Source organism: Nonlabens sp. (assembly GCF_018401815.1).
In the GTDB taxonomy this organism is placed as follows: Bacteria; Bacteroidota; Bacteroidia; order Flavobacteriales; family Flavobacteriaceae; genus Nonlabens.
On the sequence record NZ_JAGYKG010000004.1, the window covers coordinates 166,484 to 185,230 of the forward strand.

An 18,747-nucleotide genomic window follows, 5' to 3' on the forward strand; every position below is an offset into this window, starting at 1 on the left:
ACAGACTAAAACTTGTTAACGCTCCAACTCTCTAATGACCAGCCCATAGATAAGGTGTATGGTTCTTGTGACTTAAAAAAAGATTGTGTTCGTGATATATTGGGCAACATCTATAATGGGAGCATCGAGACTTGTGTACCTTTTAACTACTACAACTCAACATACTACAACCTACTTTAGATCGCGCCCATTCTGGTCGTAAAGCATACCATTTTTCAAATTCGGGCTGCTCGTCATAAGGGTGTTGTAGCATTTCATATACCTCTCCAAGTAATTCATCATCACCTTGGTCAGCCGCATCGATAACCAGCTGTGAGATGTAGTTTCTCAAAACGTATTTAGGATTGGTTTTGTTCATTTTTTCTATTCTCGCTTTCGCGAAAGCGAAGTCGTCATGATCAGTTTGTTTTAAATCAAATTCTAGCCTTGAAATATAGCTTTCTAACCATTCTAACCAAGTATTTTTATGCTTTTCGTTTAGAGCAGTATTGGTGTAAAATGACGCTGAAATGATTTTAAAAGCGTCTTTTACGGCTGTTGTTGCATCAATTTTACTCAATTCCCTATAAAAAATAGTCATGTCAGTCTCGTGAAGGTGCAGGTTTTCTTCTAGTTTTTGTATCAAATCACGGTCGTCTTTATGAGTGTAATAGATACCGATCTTATTCATCATGGTATCTAAATACTGTACTTGATAAGCGGTTGTATAACTATCTAGAATTCTTTGAAGAGCCGGCGCATCTTCTATCAATGGAAAAAGGGCATTGGCCAGTTGAAGTAAATTCCATAGCCCAATTTCAGGTTGTGCACCATAGCGGTACCTTTTATGTTGTCCATCGGTGGTATTAGGAGTCCAGCCGTGGTCGTAAGGCTCTAACCACCCATAAGGTCCATAATCTATAGTCAGTCCTAGAATGGACATGTTATCGGTATTCATCACTCCATGTACAAAGCCTACTCGCTGCCAATGCATGATCATTGCTAAGGTGCGATCTGTTACTTCTTGAAAGAATTGTATATAAGCTGCGGCACCACTGGTTTTGATGTCTGTAAAAAAGCTGGCAATGGTATAATCGGCAAGTTGTTTGAGAAGTTCGTTATCGCCTTGAGCGGCAGCCAACTCAAAATTACCAAATCGTATAAAGCTAGGGGCTACCCGACAGACGATAGCTCCTTTTTCAAAAGCGGGATGGCCTTCGTACATGATATCTCGCAATACTTCTTCGCCACTTAATGCCAGGGATAGGGATCGAGTGGTAGGAATGCCTAAATGATGCATGGCTTCACTGCACAAATGTTCTCTGATACTGGATCGCAAGACCGCTAGGCCATCACCACGGCGCGAATAGGGCGTTGGACCAGCGCCTTTTAATTGAAAAGCCCAGCGGTTGCCATCTTGCAAGGTCTCAAACAAATTGATCGCGCGGCCATCGCCTAACTGTCCAGCCCAATTGCCAAATTGATGTCCGGCATAAGCCATTGCATAAGATTCTGTGTTTGGGTACAGGTGCTGGCCCGTAAAGAGTAGTAAAAACTCATCGGACTCTATCTCTTCTTTGGTAAAACCTAGTTCTTTTGCGAGCTTGGAAACATGTATCAAACTACTCTTAGGGAATTTTAGTGGTAGCGCTGTTGAAAACGCTACATGTGCTACCTGTCGGGTGTAATTTTCCGTTATGGGATCTTTAGGTAAGGAATTGGTAAAGCTATTATCAATCTGTAGGTTGCGCATGTTGCAAAGGTAGGGAATGATAGGGAGTCTTAACAATTTTAGGGAGCGAGGGGAACGTTTATCAAGACCCACTTTCTTTTACGATTAAATAGCTGTCTTAAAAACAGATCAGTTGCTTTATTTTCTTTTTTCGATCAGGAATTTTCTTTTTTGGCGGCTTCTTGTGCAGCCTTAGTAATCGCTTTTAGACGCTCGGTACGCAGTTCTTTTTTGGTACGTTTTTTGTTTTTAATGCGCTCGATAAGCTCGGTATGCTTATTCTTGTTTCTGAGATTTTTTTCTTTCCCTTGCTTGGCCATAATCATTAGATAAAGCACAAATATAAAGTATATCCACTTCAACGTGGTAGGTCTTACCTTTGTATAAAAATGAGAGGTACATGACTGTAGAGGAATTGGTTGGGGATTACCTCATCAATGGGTACAATCAAGACGCTGTAAAGAGCAGTTACAAAGGGAAACTTAGTTTGTCATTAGTTGCTACTAAAAGGATTGACGCCGTATGGAATAACAGTGGCCATCAGGTTCAAATGGGTGCTGGATTTTTTAGGGATCAAATTTTGGTTATTAATTTTACTTATTTAGGGGAGCAAAATCAGTATATTAAAGGTGTGGTGGCTTACCAATGTTTTTCTAAAAATGTGCTTGACGGATTTTGGTCGGAAAAGCATGGAGATCCCTTGTTTTTAGTAGCAGAGCAGGCTTTTAAGTTAACTGAAAACAATCTTTTATTAGATTAAAAAGGCATAAATCACTCACTTTTATGAAATGTCCCTGCGATCCTTCCCGTCTTTATGAAAACTGTTGTAAAAAAGTACATCAACATATCTTTCTAGCAACCACTGCAGAGCAACTCATGCGTTCTAGATACAGTGCTTTTGTACTAGGTAATATCGCGTTTTTAAAAGAGAGCTGTCATAGTTCTATAAGACCTAAAAATAAAGAGGCTCAGCAAATAGAAAATTGGACCAACTCTGTGAACTGGATCAAACTTGTAGTACTTCATAGCATGGAAGGTTTAAATAAAGATAGCACTGGTGCGGTAGCGTTTAAAGCCTTTTACATAGAAAATAACAACGTAGAGATGATTTATGAAAATTCTCGATTTTGCAAAGAAAATGGGCACTGGGTTTATAGAGGTATTCAGGGGGAATAAAATGGGGTTCAACTCTTATAAATTCAATAGGGTCATCTTGAAAAATGGGGATTGATTAATTGATTTTCGTCATAGTTTCCCTCATTCATTTCTGTTAATTTTAATTCTTTAAATAAATCAGGATGGATAACATTTTACTACTTACTGACTTAAGCGTTAAATCTGAAAACGCACATGATTATGCTTTAAAACTTTTTAAAGGTAAAAAATGTAATTTTCACTTATTAAGTGTTCAAAAATTCTGGGACTACACGATGGATGACCTTATGGTAGCTAACCCTAAAGACGCTATTAGTTCGGCATTGTTAAGAGATCATCAAGACAGTCTTAAAGAGATCAAAGAACAGCTTATCAAGCAAACAGCAAAAGAAGATTTTACTTTTTATACTATAGTGGATTATGATGTTTTTACTAAAGCTATCAATGACGCAGTTATTTCCTATAATATTGATTTAATAGTTTGTGGCACCGATGGCAAGAGCGATATCATTGAATCCATATTTAGTTCGCATACCTTGCGTATTATACGTAAAACGGAGTGTCCATTGCTAGCGATTCCAGACGGTTTTAATTTTGTATACCCGAGTAACATAGAATATTTATTGGATTATGATGATTCCTTTGATGAATGTGGAAAGGAACCTTTTGCTCAACTGGTTAAAAAGTATCCATCCACCATATACGTTATGCGTCTTAATTATGGCTTTGTCATTGACTCTATAGATTATAAGAAGGAACAAGAGGATATTATAAAATACTTTCATGGTACCCCAGTAATTTATGAAACTCATATAGACGAGGAGCCTATTGCTGTAATTGAAGAGTCTATACAGCGGCTAGGTATTCAAATGCAAGTTTTATCGGCTCATAAAGAATCTTTTATCGATCGCATATTCTCTAATTCACATCTATCAAAAATTGTAAACATGGCACGGGTTCCTATTTTAATTTTAAGAACCTGTGAACCACAATAAAAGTACTGCGTACCGTGAAGATCCTCGCTCGCTCTTTTGTAGGGACTAAAAACTACTTAGTGGAATTGGTTGTAACTTCTTATTTCTTGCTGCAAGCATGCGAGAGCTGTGTATGCTTTTTTAAAAGTGATCTTCATAATGACAAATCGCTTCAAGGAACCTTTTACTGATTTATATCATTTTCTTTAGGGGAGGCCTGTTTTAAATTTGAAGAGATACAAAAAATGGCCTCATCGATAAACATAGCTGATAAAACGTATAACGCACTTGTTGAAATAGGTGATATGACCTTTTTTGCAAAGAGGTATTTTAAATCTGTAGGTTCCGCTCCAATTGAATGGGAAGAATTATGGAGGCAATGTTACTTAGTAGGTAATAGATCATTGCTATTAGTAGCGGTAACGGGTTTTATTCTAGGATTGGTTTTTACCCTGCAATCCAGACCTACTTTATCTGAGTTTGGTGCGGTTTCATGGATGCCCTCTATGGTGAGCATTTCAATAGTACGCGAAATAGGGCCTGTAATTACAGCATTGGTTTGTGCAGGTAAAATAAGTTCAGGAATAGGAGCAGAGATAGGTTCCATGAGAGTGACAGAGCAAATAGATGCAATGGAGGTTTCTGGTACAAATCCATTTAAATATTTAGTAATGACACGCGTCACAGCAACAACATTGATGCTGCCGTTGCTCATTATTTTTGGTGATGCAGTAGCTTTGTTTGGTTCTGCATTAGTAGAGTATTTAAAAGGAGGAGTTTCTTTTGTGTTGTATTTTAATAAAGTCTTTGATGCCATCACATTTAATGACCTTTTGCCAGCGACGATAAAGTCTTTTTTCTTTGGCTTTGTAATTGGTTTAATAGGATGTTATAAAGGCTATTATTGTGAAAAAGGTACCGCAGGAGTGGGAAAGGCTTCTAACTCTGCTGTTGTGTATGCCTCTATGATTCTTTTTGTGGTAGACTTTATCGCGGTTTTTATTTCAGATATATTTTTTGAAATATGACAGAAAGTAATACACATAGGGAGGTGATTTTGGAAATAAGTAACCTGCAAAAATCATTTGGATCCAATAAAGTATTGGATAATTTTAACCTCCGATTATTCAGAGGTGAAAACCTTGTGGTCATGGGAAAATCTGGGTCGGGGAAATCAGTTATGGTGAAGTGTCTTGTGGGCCTTATGGAACCTAATAGTGGTCGTATTACAATTAATAATAAGGACATTACCTCTTTAAATCAGGAATCTTTGGATATTTTACGTACAGAAATAGGCTTTCTCTTTCAAGGGAGTGCTTTGTATGATTCTATGACAGTAAGAGAAAATTTAGAATTCCCGTTGCGCAAACATAAAAAACGGTTGCAAATAAATGAAACTACAGAACATCTAGTGCAACAGGCATTAAAAAGTGTGGGACTTAGCAGTGCCTTAGATCTTATGCCTAGTGAATTATCTGGAGGAATGAAAAGAAGGGTAGCTCTTGCCCGGGCATTAATACTCAACCCTAGTATTATTATTTATGACGAGCCTACTACTGGATTGGATCCTATCACGGCAAAAGAAATAATTGCACTTATGAAAAGTATTCAAAGCAGTTATGGAACCTCTGCACTAATTATTACCCACGACGTAGATTGTGCCCGAGTGGTTGCAGACCGGATTATTTTACTGATCAAGGGTAAAAACTATATAGAAGGAAGCTTTCAAGAACTATCGAGCAGCACCGATCTTCAAGTGCGTGCTTTTTTTAAATAAAGTCTGATGGTGAAAACAACAAAGCAAAAATGGAATTTAGGAATTTTTGTAGTTATCTCGACTACACTTTTTATTCTAGCACTCTACTTCATAGGTAAGCGGCAGCATTTATTTCAAAATAACATAATTCTTAGAGCAGAGTTCCATAATATAAATGGATTACAAGTAGGCAATAATGTGCGCTTTTCTGGTATTGACGCAGGAACAGTAAGTAAAATAACTATGACATCAGATTCTACCATACTTGTAGAAATGCGTTTAAAAAAGGAAACCATGACTTTTATTCATAAAAATGCGATTGCTGCTATTGGATCTGATGGTCTGGTAGGAAATATGATCGTCAATATTGTGCCTGAAAAAGGCAATGCTCCTCCAGTAATAACTGGTGATACCTTACAGACCATCAATAAAATTGCAACAGACGATATGCTGTCTACTTTGAGCATGACCAATCAAAAAGCGCTGCAACTGACGGAGGATTTACTTCAAATCACCTCCCAAATATTAGAAGGAGAAGGAACACTTACCTTGCTTTTAAAGGACCCACAAACAGCAAAAGACTTACAAGAATCTGTAGCTCAAATAAAACGAAGCACTGTTCTAGCCTCAAAAAGTTTAGAGGAAATTCAAGAGTTTTCAGAATTATTAGATAACAAAGGAACTCTTGCCTACACATTGTTTTCAGACTCTTTATCTGGAAATTCAATGCATAATGTCATTAAAAATGTGGAGGTCTCTAGCGAGCAATTGGTTGGAGTAAGCCAGCAACTTAAAAACTTTATGACTAAGGTAGAACATAGTAAAGGAACCCTTAATTATGTCATAAACGATAGCCTTCTCCCTAAAGATATCCAAGCAACGATTAGTGAAATTCATCAAAGTAGTGAACGATTAAATGAGAATTTGAAAGCTTTACAACACAATATTTTATTTAGAGGATATTTCAGAAAGTTAGAGCGAAAAGCACGAAGGAATACTAAAAATGAAGCAGCTGACCAATAAGCCAAATGATGGCTTTTGGACAGAGAAGTAGGAGGCTCCTTTTAAATTAAGATGATACCGATATCAATTTTTTGGTTAAGGGTTTTGAAATTTCAATAGGAACAATTCCGTACAGAAAATAAAAAGTTCTAGTTATTCATCAAACGTTAATCAGTAGAATATTAAGTAACTATCTAAACCTATAGCTCCAACCTGCAAAACCAATTTTATTGTATAACGCCTCTTATTTTTGTTGAAATTGTAGAAGTTGTTGATGAGCTTCTTGGTATCCCAATTCAAATATATTTTGGATGCTAGTTATACTGAATGTATGGTATTGAGACAGGCCTTGTGGACATATAAGAACATCACAATTATGAAATTTATTTTTTGCTTGATGGTGTAAATTTATTTCAAAAGCCCGGAGGAGCACTTGATAGGAGTGTTCTAAAGAGTTCATAGAAACGGCACTCAATGGATTTGCGTAAGAGCCTATAATAGCATCACATGAATCCATCAAAATGCCTACTGGAAAATCATCAATCACACCACCGTCAAAATAAAAGCCTTCATCCATCTTTATAGGTGTGAAGACACCTGGAAAAGCTGATGAGGCTAGGATGCGGTGTATAAGATCGCCTTCCTGAAAAGCTTTTAATTTCCCGCTTTTAATTTCGGTGGCTGTAATAGTCAGGCGGGTGTTTAATTTTTCAAAAGAATTACCTGGCAGGTATTGCCTCAAATCTTCCTCAAATTTATTAGTATCAATAAATCCAGGCTTCCCATAGGCAAACTTGCTGAGGTCAAAAATCGTAATTTGCTTAAAAAATTCTAAAATAACTTCCCAAGAATGTCCTGCAGCATATAGGGCGCCTACTATTGCTCCAGCACTTGTTCCAGAGATATGATCTATTTTGATACCTTGTTCAGTTATTGCTTTGAGTAATCCTATATGAGCTGCGCCTTTTGCGCCACCGCCAGAAAGTGCTAACCCTATTTTCATGAATTTTTATGTTAATTATTATCAAGTCTTGTGATGTATTTTTTTGGAATACTCACCTTATTTAATAGGTATAAAAAGGGTGTTACTATTTCAGTTTTATTTGTTAGTTTGATATAGAGGTTGTTTTATGAGTTCCTAATACAACCATCGCTCATTTCTATAATGCGATCTGTTTTCTTTGCAAAATCGTGATCATGAGTTACAATAAGTAATGACAAGCCCTCTTTTAAACTCAACTTTTTAAAGATATCAAAAACATTCAGAGCATTATGACTATCTAAATTACCTGTGGGTTCATCGCCCATAATAATCGACGGTTCATTGATAAGAGCTCTTGCAATGGCAACCCGCTGTTTTTCGCCACCAGATATTTGAGAAGCTTTTTTAAGAGCTAGTTTTTCAATACCTAGCATTTTTAGTTTTTCTATAGCCTTAACTTCTATTTCGTCTTTGGAAAATTGAGCTAATTTTTTTGCAGGTAACATGACGTTTTCTAATACGCTGAATTCAGCTAGCAAGTAATGAAACTGAAATACAAAACCTATGTGCTCATTTCTAAAACGAGATAAGAACTTTTTGTCCTGACCTGTTATTAGAGTGTCGTTAAAATATAAGGCTCCCTTATAGTCGGTATCCATTGTGGAGAGTATATACAATAAGGTAGATTTTCCACACCCAGATTTGCCCATAATCGATGTGAATTCCCCTTTTTTGATACCAAAGGAAATATCTTTAAGGACTTGAAAAGGCTTGGGTTTTTTAAAATATTTATTGATATTTTTTGCTTCGAGAACATATTTCATATCACTGGCCTCTTATGATGGAAACGGGATCAATATTCTTAGCTTTTATTGATGGTAATAGTCCTGCTAGAAAGGTGGAAAAAAGAGCAAATAGGATTCCTATTAAATAAAATACCGGGTTGTTGTTGATAGGATAGGTGGTTATGGTAGGGAGCGCTTCAGTATTAAAAGGCGTCTGGTCAATAAGAAGCGTTAATCCTAAACCTAATAAAAGACCTAGAATACCACCTACAATACCTATAATTAATGCCTGACTCATAAAAATATACTGTACATCTATACCAGAGAAACCAGTAGCTTTTAGAATAGCGATGTCATTCATTTTTTCATAAATAAGCATGTTGAGTATGTTGTAAATACCAAAACCAGCAACGATCAATAAAGTAATGGAAACGGCATACGTAATCAAGTTACGTATGGTAGTCCCCGTTTCAAATTGGGCATTTGCCGTATTGATATCTACAGCATTAAGATGGTGTTGTGTGGCTATTTCCTGAGCAATTCGGGAAGCTTGTTGGATATCTTTAAGGTTGATATTTAAATCGGTGATGTAATTTTTTGGCTGCATTAAAATCTGTTGGACTTTAGATATTTTAGTATAGCTTCTACTATCATCTATTTCTGCTATTCCTGTTTGAAATAAACCTACAATTTTTAAAGAAAGTAACTCATTACCTGGGGTAATGAGTTGAATGCGATCACCAACTTGGAGCACCATCTTCTTAGCAATTCCTGAACCTAGTAAAATACCATTACTACTATTTAGTAAACTTTGAGAAGAGCCATTTAAAATATAATCGTCCAGATTTGAAAATCGAGATTCCTTTAAAGGGTCTATTCCTATAATTAAGCCGCTTATTTCTGTGGCTCCAGATTTATAAAAGACTTGAGTTTTAACTTGGGGAACTACACTTAATATATCTGGGTTTTTGTTCAGGTACTGCATCAGTGGTAGAGCATTTGTAATGCGCAGCTGGTTTTGCTTAGGTTTTATAGAGTGAATGATGTTAAAGCCACTTACTAACGCTTTGTCGTAGGTTATAGGTTGTTTTTTAGAGGGTTCTACTTCATTAAAAACATGTATATGTGGGGTTTGATTTAAAATAAGGCTGTCCAACATGCGGTTCAAACCTGTCATAAAACAAACTAACGTGATATAAGAGCCTATCCCAAATGTCACCCCTAAAGCCGCAACAACAGTTTGTTTGAATCTGCTGAGCAAATGTGTCTTTGCAATGCTTAATATCACAGACCAGTTAATCATCGCTCTTTTTTATAAGTGGTGTTTGTTCGTTAATGCCCGAGATTACCTCCATACTTTCCATGTTTTCCAGGCCAGTTTCTAACTCTATTATTCCTTTTTCTGTGAGAACCTGGTTGTTCCCTATTAGATAAGATTTAGGTATGATTAAGGCCTCTTTTTTTTGCGCAATAATAATGTTGCCTTCACCGGTAAGTCCAGGATATAAGACACTGGGTTGATCATTGAAAAGTGCTTCTACTAAGAATGTCTGTGTGCGTTCGTCTTTTTTTGGGTGAATTTTTGATACGGTAGCAATGAACAATTCCTCTGGGTAAGCATCTAGGACTAATCGCACTGACTGTCCATTTTTTATTTTAACAATGTCTTTCTCATCTACCAACATTTCTATCACATAGATTTGATCGCTACCTATCATAGCGATAGGTTCTAGGCTATTTATTAGTTCCCCAGGCTTTTTATATAAGGCATATACCTTACCGGAGATTTCACTAGCAATTATAAAATCTTGAGCAGTTGCTATAGAACTCATGTATTTGTTTTGGGCCTGTTTCATTTGAGTTTCTAACTCTATTTTGGTCAAACCATATCTTTTTTGAAGAGATTCTAAAGCCGTTTTTGAAAGTTCATAGATCAGTTTTTTATTTTCATAGGTAACTTTAGTACCTATGTTACGTTCCCACAATCGTTTTTGTCTGTAAAAATTAATGGAGTCGTTGTTATGTTGTAGAGCAGCGCGTTTAATATCATTTTTTAATGTTTTAAGTATGGATATATTACCCAAATATTGCTGTTGTGACAGAGTAAAAGATAACTTATCATTCGATTTTTGTAGGGTAGAGGCGGTGTTTTTTATTTGCGCGATGGCATCACCTTTACTTACTTCATCACCTTCTTGAACAAATTGTGCGTCTAGAATTCCCTGCACACTAGAATGGACTTGGTATAGACTGTCGGGCTGCACCATAATAGAGGCATATACAGATTCTATGATGCTGGTGCGTTGCGGATACACTTTAGTACTTTCACTAGTGCATCCCAATAGTAATGAGCAACAAACAAGAAAGCCTAATTTCATTTTTAATCATTCTATTATCACTCAAATATCACTAATAGGAACCAACTTAAGAATGATAAATATCATCTGTATCTTTCAATGTTGTTAGGAGTCTTTTTTTAAATGACGCTTTCGCAAAAGCGAACTTCCAATTAGAGAGGTCTTTATTTTAAAAAACAAAAAAGGATGAACCACATCTGCAGCGAGCTGTTCCTGACTTCTATTTTATTGAATTATCAAATGAGTAGCAGTAAAGACAGCTCGAAGACAATAGATGTTATGTTGATGTATTTTGACTTGATCGTTCAGTACCTCTGCGTCCAAGTTATTTTTTTCCACAGTCATGGATTATTTCCGTGCGTAATTCAATTCAGCATCTTAAGCACATAAGTGTTTCCTTTGTGAGCACTAGCAGTTTGAAGTATTCTGAAAATAGGAGTATGGCAGATGTTATCATCTAGAAAATTAGAGATCATTTATTTAGTTTGCAATGGATCATTTGAGAAGAGCTAGTGCTATTATGTTGCTATTGATCTTTTTTTTGTTTTTCTGCTATGGTTCTTTGATAAGGTAGTGCGTGAAATAGGCCGTATTTAATTCTCTATCATTTGTAACGCAGATGAAGTTCCAATTCTATCAGCACCTAACCTTATGAACTGATGCACATTTTCTATGTTGTTAATTTTGCCAGAGGCTTTTATTTTGATGTCATTACCTACTTCTGACTTGATGAGTTTCATGTCTTTTATGGTAGCTCCACCACTTCCAAATCCTGTAGAGGTTTTTATAAAATCGACTCCAGTATCTAAGCAAATCCTACAAGCGATGCGTTTTTCTCGATCTGTCAGGTAACAGTTTTCCAAGATGACTTTTAGAATTTTATGTTGCGAAGCATTTCGCACCGCTGCAATATCTTCCTTTACTTGTTTTAAATACCCTGCTTTTAGCACTCCAATATTCAGGACCATTTCAATTTCGTGAGTACCATTTGCAATGGCTTCTTGGGTTTCAAACACCTTGGTGCTAGTGGTGTCAGTCCCAAAAGGAAATCCAATAACGGTGACTATTTTGACTGGAGATTTCTCAAGTACTGCTTTCGCGAAAGCGGTATAAAAACCACTAATGCATACGGCATAATACTGTTGGTCTATTGCTTCATTACATAGCTGAGAAATTTCTTCAGGAGTTGTTGTCGCTTTGAGTAAGGTATGGTCTATATAAGTATTGATTGGTTTCATGATGATTTTATTATTTGGATTAAATCGGCTTTTTGAAGTACGCCAGAATGTCTCCATACTTTTTTTCCTTTTTTGAAAAGGATTAAAGTAGGAACACCTCTCACTTGAAATTGGTCGGCTAGAAATTTGTTTTTATCGACGTCTACTTTTATAATTTTAATAGCATCACCTAGTTCTTTCTTTACTTCTGCAAGTACTGGGATAAGCATTTTACATGGGCCGCACCAGTCAGCAAAAAAGTCCACTAGAACGGGCTTATCAGCATTAACGATATTTTTAAAATTACTTTTCACAATTTACAATTAGATGAGTTACAACCTGTAATTTTTATTTAAAGGAGTAAGGATTTATGATGCGTTCTAATAAGATGATTTAATTTGTTGATCGGAATGGCGACTTTATAGGCTCCCGTATAATAGGGACAAATAATACAATCATCTAGATAGAAAACGATGTGATTATTAGTGATAACAAAGTTGTTTTTATAAATGATAAAATCATCTAGGGAGAGTTGCCAGCAGTCGGCATAGTCACCACTGGGATAACTTTGGTCTAAGATGGTTTTATTGATCAAGTCATGCACCATTTTTTCTGATCCTTCAATAAAGAAAGTATCAAAGTAAATGAACTCTTGATTTTTAGAGTCATAGTTTAGGCAATCAAACATATAAGTAGAATGCAACATCCCAGAGTAATAATTTTCTTTGTAGAGGAGGATACTTATTAAATCATTATGAGCAGATTTTAATTTGTAATTGATAATGCGTTGATCTCTAAATCGCGGGATGCTCAAGGTATCGCATATGATTTCATAATCTTCTAGAATGTCATTTATGGTACGTTCTGTATTGAGATAGTTTTTGGCAAAGAATTCATTAAATGTGCGGAAGCTCGAATCTATGCGCTCATTGAGATATGGATAGGTGTAGTCCAAAAGATAATCGTCAGATTCTTTATAGATGCTTTTCGACGCTACTAATTCTTTTAAAGCTGGAAGAATGTTTTCTGTACCGATTAACCCTTCTTTTTTTAACCGTTGACTTCTGAGTTGTTCCTCTTGAATTTTTTTAAAGATAAAATACATAGAGTCGGGTACATTTGTAGGTATAGCTTCCTCTTCTATTCCTATAATTTCTTCAGAAATTTTGGAATTATCAATTTGTTGTTTGCAGCTTGCGATAGGGAATAGAGCAAAAATGAGAATGATGGCCTTCATGCAGATATTTTAGAGCTCTAAGATAATTGGAGTAAAACGCATACCACATGACTTTTATCAGTCACTGATTTTAATGCTTTTATAGTATTCCTTGGTGCTAATTCATCGGTTTCAGAACTAGAAGGTCCTATAGTAGTGATATGAAGCAGTTGTACCATTTTAATGGCTCACTAGCAGGGAGTTTTAATGATCTTTGTAGAGGTTGTTGCTTTAATCCCTTATGCATCTGCTTAGTGATAGCTAGCTTTTTATTTTTGTGAAGCGGGTAGTTAATTGAATTTTAGTTTTTGGTATTCTTTGTAAGATAGAAGCGTTAGGTAGATCATGACAAGGGTAGGTGCTCCGTTATTAGGCTAGTTACTAATGGGATTCTACTGGGCTGTTGGTTCCAAAAGCTAATGAGAGTTTCAACGTTTTATATTTATTGGTCTTCCAGTTTTAAGAGTTCTCGGTACAATTCTTTTTGTTTTTGAGAAAGTCTTTGAGGTATCTGAACCTTGTAAGTGACATATAAATCTCCATAGGAATCCTTTTGCTTGTATTTGGGAAAACCTTTTCCTTTTAATTTTACTTTAGTGTCATTTGGAGTTCCCTCTTTAACACTTAGTTTTACTTGACCATCTATGGTATTAATAAGCAGTGATCCGCCTAATATTGCAGTAAGCAAAGGGATTTCTTGAGTAATGAATAAATCGGCTTGCTTTCTGCGAAATGGCGTGTTATTGTTGATGATAAAGGTGATGAATAGATCTCCTTTAGGCCCATTAGAAGGGCTTTCTCCACCGTGATTTTTAATCTTTATGGTTTGCCCGTTGGTAACCCCAGCTGGAATAGTAATTCTTATATTTTTACCATTGACAGAAAGTGTTCTTTTACTGCTGGTATAAACATCCATTAAATCGAGATGCAACTCTGTTTTAAGATCTTGGCCTCGGTACGCTGTACCAGGTCTTTGTCGGCCACTAAACATTGATTCAAAAAAGTCTGAATACCCTTCTTGATTATAGCTTCTGCGTTTTCTATACGTATCTTGTTGTGACGTTCTTTGTTGTTTTTGTGCTTGTTCATAAGCTTCAGCATTTTGCCAATTCTCTCCGTATTTATCGTATTTTTTTCGATTTTCAGGGTGACTAAGCACTTCATTTGCTTCATTAACTTCTTTAAACTTGCGTTCAGCTTCCTTATCGTTAGGGTTCAGATCAGGATGGTATTTACGCGCCATTTTGCGATAGGCCTTTTTAATATCGCCCTCTTTTGCAGTTTTTGAAAGGCCTAATATGTTATAGTAATCTATAAAGTTCATTCAAGAAGAGTAGTTACTATCGGTTTAATTCTATTTCCAGTTGACTTATCATAACGAGTTCTGACTTATTAATTCCCGCATAAGAATTAGCAATGGCCTTGGATGTTTCTATAATAAGTTTCTTTACTTTTTTGGTAAATAATTGAGGTTGTTCGTTTTTATAAATAATAAAATCATCAAACATTTCTTTAGATGTCTCCTCAAAAGCTTGAACTCCTTCAAAAACGATTTCTATAAGATGCGCAGCATCACTGCCAAAAACATCCTTTAAATCATCATAGTCCAGCCAATACTGTTGTACATATTCCTGCAAGGTATTGATCTCTTCTTTACGTATAGCTTTATCGGCAAAGGCAATGGCATAAAATAATTTACCTAAGTTGTGGTAGAAGGTTTCTGTTGTTTTGATAGTGGATTCCATAACTAGATATTTGTTTCAAAACTAAAGCAACTCACTTCTAGAATCTATGATTTTTATCATTGTTAACTACCACTTTTAGTCTATTTTTTTACTAGCTGACTGTTATGTATACCTGAAGTAAAGTTTATCACACATGATTAACACCTCAAGTTTCTCCTATAGGAGCAGTACATTTTAGAAAAATTAGAGCTTCTTCAATTCAGAATTCTGAAATATGTAACCTTTGCTTTTTTTGTATTTTTTTAAAGAAGTCGGATGTGATCAGGTTCCATGATTTACCAAAGAATAACACAAGTCAGTACAGCAATAGCAGGTAAGACTATTTGTAAAGTAGCGTACCTCTCTAAATGAAAAGAATGAAACATTCCCTCACTTTCATTGATAGCTTACACCATATGAACTTATAGAATTAATTGGTAAGAAGAGGGTGGTAATTACAGGCGACTATAATTTTAATTGATGTAATTTTAAGTTTCTATCTTATTAGATATTAGTTATTTATAGTTAGATTTATGTCGTAATTAATAATTCTTTATTTGTATTTTTATGCTATGGGGTTTTTTGAAGAAAGTATAGAGGAAGCTTTTTTGATTTTATTCGAAGGAGCTTCAGAAGGTATCGTAGTAGTTAATTCTGATCAGGTTATTGTGGCAACCAATTCTTCTGCTAGGAAGATTTTTGGATATAACAAAAATGAATTAGAAGGTCAACACTTGCAGGTTCTGATTCCAAGTTCTTATCATAAGGAGCATCATTCTCATTTTGAAAATTTCATGAAGCACAGCCAGAAGCGAGAAATGGGAACTGGAAGGGATCTCTTTGGGTTGCGCAAGGATGGGACTCAATTTCCAGTAGAGGCTGGTTTGAACCCATTTGTATTACACAATCATCGGTATGTCATGTCTCTAATTACCGATATCACTGTACGCAAAGAAAGTGAAATGAAAATTGCCGATCTCAATGACCACCTAGAAGAAAAGATAAATGAACGTACGGATTCTTTAAATAAAGCCGTAGAGCAACTAAAGCAAGAGGTCATTTTGCGTATTAATGCCGAAAATAACGCTAAAGAAGCCTTACAAAAGGAAAAGGAGCTCAATGAATTAAAAACGAAGTTTTTATCCTTGGTTTCACACGAGTTCAAAACCCCTATTAGTGGTATTCTTACCTCTGCGACACTTGTTGGAAAATATACTACTGAAGACCAACAAGAACAAAGAGAAAGGCACCTCAATACCATAAAAAATAAGGTGAAATACCTCAACACTATTATAGACGATTTCTTGTCTATAGAGCGACTAGATACAGGGAAAGCTATTTATAAAACTACTTCATTTCCCTTAAGTAAAGTACTCAACGAAGTGATTTATGATGCCAATATGCACCTCAAAAATGGGCAGAACATTCACTACCCTAAAAATGCCGATGACATCATATTAGCCTTTGATGAAAAAATTCTCGAATTATCTCTGAGTAATCTTATTCATAACGCCATAAAATACTCTGGAGAGCACACTAAGGTGCTTATCGAAGTAAAGGAACTTTCAGAGCATCTAGAAATAAAAATTATAGATCAAGGTATAGGTATTCCAAAACAGGAGCAGCCTTTTATTTTTGATCGCTACTTTAGAGCAGAAAATGTATTACTCACCCCAGGAACAGGAATTGGTCTTAATATTGTTCAAAATCATTTAAAAAATTTGAATGCTACAATATCATTTGTTAGTGATGCAGGTAAAGGGTCTACTTTTTGTATCTTACTACCATTAGTAAATAATAGTGTTTCATGAAAAAAGTACTCCTTATAGAAGATGATACTGCCTTGAGAGAAAACACTGCAGAATTATTAGAGTTATTGAATTTTCAAGTACTTACAGCTTCAAATGGCCACATAGGCATTGCCCTTGCAAAACAAAACCGTCCAGACGTGATTATTTGTGATATTATGATGCCAAAGATAGATGGGTATGGAGTCCTTGAAGCCTTATCTTTAGATCCTTGCACCGTTCAAATACCTTTTATATTCCTGTCTGCCAAAACCGAGCATAAAGAAATACGCAAAGGAATGAACTTGGGTGCAGATGATTACCTGGCCAAACCTTTTGAGGAAGAGGAACTGGTTAGCGCCATAGAAAGTAGAATCGCAAAAGCTACTATACTTAATGATTTAATGCTGGCAGCAAACGCAATACCTGAAGAGGATCAATTGCGCAATCTCAGCGATTTAAAGAATTTTTTTGATGATGAAGGAGAACAATTTACCTTTCTAAAAGGAGAGCATGTATATAAAGAAACTGGTCGTTCTTTTAGAATTTATCTCATTTTAAAAGGAATAATTAAAACTTATAAAATAGATAAAAGCGGGAAGGAGTTAATTACAGCACTTTATAAAGCCGATGATTTTTTAGGCTTTACTTCTCTTCTAGATAATGTCGCTTATAAAGAATCGGCACAAGCACTAGAAGATGTAATAGTGGTAGGAGTTTTAAAATCAACACTTAGAGAAATACTAAATAAGAGTATGAATATTTCTATGGAGCTTTTACAACTTTTAACGGACGATGTGGCGGGGATAAAAAACCAATTATTGCAAATGGCGTACAGCTCCGTGCGCAAGAAAACAGCACAAACCATTTTGCAATTTGCAAAAGTACTTAATAAAACTACCGAAGGAACTATATGTATTGCTCGTAATGACCTAGCTAGTGTTGCTGGTATTGCTACAGAGAGCTTGATACGTACCTTATCTGGATTTAAGAAAGAGGGTCTTATTGAAATCGAAGGTCGCAATATTAGAATACTTGATCTAAAAAAGCTAGAACATTTAGAATAGTACTATTTTTAAAGGCTTATTTAGTAGTTGATGATCCAAAATTGATTTTTATCATCAATTCTTAACTCTTAGGCAAATACATTTGTTTTATTAAACGTGTTTGTAATGAAGAACATCCTTATCCCTATTGATTTCAAAAGCCCTTCATGGAAGCTCGTTAAATGCGTGCTGTCCATGTATCCCTATGCAGGAATGCGTTTTTACCTTATTTATGTAACTGCTCTAGATCTTAAATTAGATGCTCATGTCATTCAAAGGGAATTCAAAGAAACAAATTTAAAAAAACAGTTAACAGATCTTGAAGAACGTTTAACTCGTAATCAAAAAATCATTTCGTTGCCATGGAGAGGAAATTTTATTCAAAATATAAAAGAAGCGGTTTCAGACTATGATATAGAGTTAATTGTACTTAAAACCAGGCATCCGATCATTTCAAATCAGGGTAAAGAGACAAGCCTTCCTAAAGATATTATAACCAGAGTAAAATGCCCAATTCTCATGCTGCCCAAAAAGTTTAAATGTGAGCAGCCTAAACAATTAGTGCTCCTATCTGATTTTAACTTTGCACATCGGGCACGCTCTACAAACACTTTAGTAAAATTTATCAAGGATAACAAAAGCCATCTTCACGTCTTACAACTTCGCAAATTACGTCAGGCATTGACTATCAATCAAAATGTTAACAAATCTTTTTTGCAAAGTACCTTAGGTCGTCTTCCTCATAGTTTTCATTTTGTTATCGATAAAACGATGGATGAGGGACTCCAATTTTATATCAATAGGAATCAGGTAGATCTGGTTATTTTATTTGCAAAAAACATCAATATTTTAGAACATATACTGTTTTTAAAAAATAAAGAACGAGGCAGGGATTATCGTGAAGAAGTGCCTTTTTTGATTATACATGAATAATCGCTCTTGATTGAAAAGCTAAGTGCTGTAAGCTAGAACTGATTAAAGTCATAGTTTTAAATTGGGATAGCCACTAGTTTTGGTATTGTAAAACCCAATGTT

Annotated in this window: 20 protein-coding genes; 9 read left to right on the top strand and 11 right to left on the bottom strand. The window is 35.5% G+C overall.

Going from position 1 to position 18,747, the window contains the following annotated elements:
• Positions 1-142: 142 nt before the first annotated feature.
• Together KG732_RS09130 and KG732_RS09135 are read right to left on the bottom strand one after the other, a co-directional pair.
• Positions 143-1,732, bottom strand: coding sequence for a YdiU family protein (locus KG732_RS09130; protein WP_213522763.1), 1,590 nt, complete (start codon positions 1,730-1,732; stop codon positions 143-145).
• A 134-nt stretch (positions 1,733-1,866) separates the two neighbouring features.
• A complete protein-coding gene (locus tag KG732_RS09135) occupies positions 1,867-2,073 on the bottom strand; it encodes a hypothetical protein (protein WP_213523214.1) in 207 nt (68 codons plus the stop codon).
• A 38-nt stretch (positions 2,074-2,111) separates the two neighbouring features.
• On the opposite strand from KG732_RS09135, the gene KG732_RS09140 reads away from it, so the two are divergent.
• The 6 genes from KG732_RS09140 (at position 2,112) to KG732_RS09165 (ending at position 6,619) form a co-directional block, all read left to right on the top strand.
• Entirely contained in the window at positions 2,112-2,471 is a 360-nt protein-coding gene (locus tag KG732_RS09140; protein ID WP_213522766.1) for a hypothetical protein, read from the top strand.
• A gap of 23 nt (positions 2,472-2,494) precedes the next feature.
• The gene (locus tag KG732_RS09145) at positions 2,495-2,887 is read left to right on the top strand and encodes a YchJ family metal-binding protein (protein WP_213522773.1); all 393 of its coding nucleotides are present in this window, start codon (positions 2,495-2,497) and stop codon (positions 2,885-2,887) included.
• Between the two features lie 122 nt (positions 2,888-3,009).
• Positions 3,010-3,861: a universal stress protein gene (locus KG732_RS09150; protein WP_213522775.1), complete on the top strand. Its 852-nt coding sequence runs from the start codon at positions 3,010-3,012 to the stop codon at positions 3,859-3,861.
• A 224-nt stretch (positions 3,862-4,085) separates the two neighbouring features.
• Complete coding sequence (locus tag KG732_RS09155) at positions 4,086-4,868, top strand: ABC transporter permease (protein ID WP_213522777.1); 783 nt, start codon at positions 4,086-4,088, stop codon at positions 4,866-4,868.
• Positions 4,865-5,617, top strand: coding sequence for an ABC transporter ATP-binding protein (locus KG732_RS09160; RefSeq protein ID WP_213522779.1), 753 nt, complete (start codon positions 4,865-4,867; stop codon positions 5,615-5,617). Before KG732_RS09155 ends, KG732_RS09160 begins: the two co-directional genes overlap by 4 nt.
• 6 nt (positions 5,618-5,623) lie before the next feature.
• Entirely contained in the window at positions 5,624-6,619 is a 996-nt protein-coding gene (locus KG732_RS09165) for an MlaD family protein (protein WP_213522781.1), read from the top strand.
• A gap of 223 nt (positions 6,620-6,842) precedes the next feature.
• Here the strand turns inward: KG732_RS09165 and KG732_RS09170 are convergent, their stop codons facing one another.
• From KG732_RS09170 to KG732_RS09210, 9 genes are all read right to left on the bottom strand, one after another.
• Complete coding sequence (locus KG732_RS09170) at positions 6,843-7,601, bottom strand: patatin-like phospholipase family protein (protein ID WP_213522783.1); 759 nt, start codon at positions 7,599-7,601, stop codon at positions 6,843-6,845.
• A gap of 125 nt (positions 7,602-7,726) precedes the next feature.
• A complete protein-coding gene (locus tag KG732_RS09175) occupies positions 7,727-8,404 on the bottom strand; it encodes an ABC transporter ATP-binding protein (RefSeq protein ID WP_213522785.1) in 678 nt (225 codons plus the stop codon).
• Position 8,405: 1 nt separating this feature from the next.
• The gene (locus tag KG732_RS09180; RefSeq protein ID WP_213522787.1) at positions 8,406-9,668 is read right to left on the bottom strand and encodes an FtsX-like permease family protein; all 1,263 of its coding nucleotides are present in this window, start codon (positions 9,666-9,668) and stop codon (positions 8,406-8,408) included.
• A complete protein-coding gene (locus tag KG732_RS09185; RefSeq protein ID WP_213522790.1) occupies positions 9,661-10,743 on the bottom strand; it encodes an HlyD family efflux transporter periplasmic adaptor subunit in 1,083 nt (360 codons plus the stop codon). The genes KG732_RS09180 and KG732_RS09185 overlap by 8 nt, the downstream gene beginning before the upstream one ends.
• A gap of 572 nt (positions 10,744-11,315) precedes the next feature.
• Positions 11,316-11,960, bottom strand: coding sequence for a deoxyribose-phosphate aldolase (gene deoC, locus KG732_RS09190; protein WP_213522792.1), 645 nt, complete (start codon positions 11,958-11,960; stop codon positions 11,316-11,318).
• A complete protein-coding gene (gene trxA / locus KG732_RS09195; protein ID WP_213522794.1) occupies positions 11,957-12,253 on the bottom strand; it encodes a thioredoxin in 297 nt (98 codons plus the stop codon). Before trxA ends, deoC begins: the two co-directional genes overlap by 4 nt.
• A gap of 38 nt (positions 12,254-12,291) precedes the next feature.
• Positions 12,292-13,176, bottom strand: a complete 885-nt coding sequence (locus tag KG732_RS09200; protein ID WP_213522796.1) for an RsiV family protein — start codon at positions 13,174-13,176, stop codon at positions 12,292-12,294.
• Positions 13,177-13,597: 421 nt separating this feature from the next.
• Positions 13,598-14,479: a DnaJ C-terminal domain-containing protein gene (locus tag KG732_RS09205; RefSeq protein WP_213522798.1), complete on the bottom strand. Its 882-nt coding sequence runs from the start codon at positions 14,477-14,479 to the stop codon at positions 13,598-13,600.
• A gap of 16 nt (positions 14,480-14,495) precedes the next feature.
• Positions 14,496-14,900: a hypothetical protein gene (locus tag KG732_RS09210; RefSeq protein WP_213522800.1), complete on the bottom strand. Its 405-nt coding sequence runs from the start codon at positions 14,898-14,900 to the stop codon at positions 14,496-14,498.
• Positions 14,901-15,436: 536 nt separating this feature from the next.
• Here KG732_RS09210 and KG732_RS09215 point away from each other — a divergent pair.
• The 3 genes from KG732_RS09215 (at position 15,437) to KG732_RS09225 (ending at position 18,645) form a co-directional block, all read left to right on the top strand.
• Complete coding sequence (locus tag KG732_RS09215; protein ID WP_367271498.1) at positions 15,437-16,690, top strand: ATP-binding protein; 1,254 nt, start codon at positions 15,437-15,439, stop codon at positions 16,688-16,690.
• Positions 16,687-17,733: a response regulator gene (locus tag KG732_RS09220; RefSeq protein WP_213522802.1), complete on the top strand. Its 1,047-nt coding sequence runs from the start codon at positions 16,687-16,689 to the stop codon at positions 17,731-17,733. Before KG732_RS09215 ends, KG732_RS09220 begins: the two co-directional genes overlap by 4 nt.
• 105 nt (positions 17,734-17,838) lie before the next feature.
• Complete coding sequence (locus KG732_RS09225; protein WP_213522804.1) at positions 17,839-18,645, top strand: universal stress protein; 807 nt, start codon at positions 17,839-17,841, stop codon at positions 18,643-18,645.
• Positions 18,646-18,747 lie beyond the last annotated feature (102 nt).

What these genes read in the sequence shown, in the direction of transcription:
- KG732_RS09205 (WP_213522798.1), bottom strand. Translation starts at nt 14,479, where the DNA reads ATGAACTTTATAGATTACTATAACATATTAGGCCTTTCAAAAACTGCA.
- KG732_RS09210 (WP_213522800.1), bottom strand. Translation starts at nt 14,900, where the DNA reads ATGGAATCCACTATCAAAACAACAGAAACCTTCTACCACAACTTAGGT.
- KG732_RS09200 (WP_213522796.1), bottom strand. Translation starts at nt 13,176, where the DNA reads ATGAAGGCCATCATTCTCATTTTTGCTCTATTCCCTATCGCAAGCTGC.
- KG732_RS09185 (WP_213522790.1), bottom strand. Translation starts at nt 10,743, where the DNA reads ATGAAATTAGGCTTTCTTGTTTGTTGCTCATTACTATTGGGATGCACT.
- KG732_RS09225 (WP_213522804.1), top strand. Translation starts at nt 17,839, where the DNA reads ATGAAGAACATCCTTATCCCTATTGATTTCAAAAGCCCTTCATGGAAG.
- KG732_RS09165 (WP_213522781.1), top strand. Translation starts at nt 5,624, where the DNA reads ATGGTGAAAACAACAAAGCAAAAATGGAATTTAGGAATTTTTGTAGTT.
- KG732_RS09150 (WP_213522775.1), top strand. Translation starts at nt 3,010, where the DNA reads ATGGATAACATTTTACTACTTACTGACTTAAGCGTTAAATCTGAAAAC.
- KG732_RS09145 (WP_213522773.1), top strand. Translation starts at nt 2,495, where the DNA reads ATGAAATGTCCCTGCGATCCTTCCCGTCTTTATGAAAACTGTTGTAAA.
- KG732_RS09140 (WP_213522766.1), top strand. Translation starts at nt 2,112, where the DNA reads ATGACTGTAGAGGAATTGGTTGGGGATTACCTCATCAATGGGTACAAT.
- KG732_RS09155 (WP_213522777.1), top strand. Translation starts at nt 4,086, where the DNA reads ATGGCCTCATCGATAAACATAGCTGATAAAACGTATAACGCACTTGTT.
- KG732_RS09175 (WP_213522785.1), bottom strand. Translation starts at nt 8,404, where the DNA reads ATGAAATATGTTCTCGAAGCAAAAAATATCAATAAATATTTTAAAAAA.
- KG732_RS09160 (WP_213522779.1), top strand. Translation starts at nt 4,865, where the DNA reads ATGACAGAAAGTAATACACATAGGGAGGTGATTTTGGAAATAAGTAAC.
- KG732_RS09170 (WP_213522783.1), bottom strand. Translation starts at nt 7,601, where the DNA reads ATGAAAATAGGGTTAGCACTTTCTGGCGGTGGCGCAAAAGGCGCAGCT.
- KG732_RS09220 (WP_213522802.1), top strand. Translation starts at nt 16,687, where the DNA reads ATGAAAAAAGTACTCCTTATAGAAGATGATACTGCCTTGAGAGAAAAC.
- KG732_RS09130 (WP_213522763.1), bottom strand. Translation starts at nt 1,732, where the DNA reads ATGCGCAACCTACAGATTGATAATAGCTTTACCAATTCCTTACCTAAA.
- KG732_RS09180 (WP_213522787.1), bottom strand. Translation starts at nt 9,668, where the DNA reads ATGATTAACTGGTCTGTGATATTAAGCATTGCAAAGACACATTTGCTC.
- deoC (WP_213522792.1), bottom strand. Translation starts at nt 11,960, where the DNA reads ATGAAACCAATCAATACTTATATAGACCATACCTTACTCAAAGCGACA.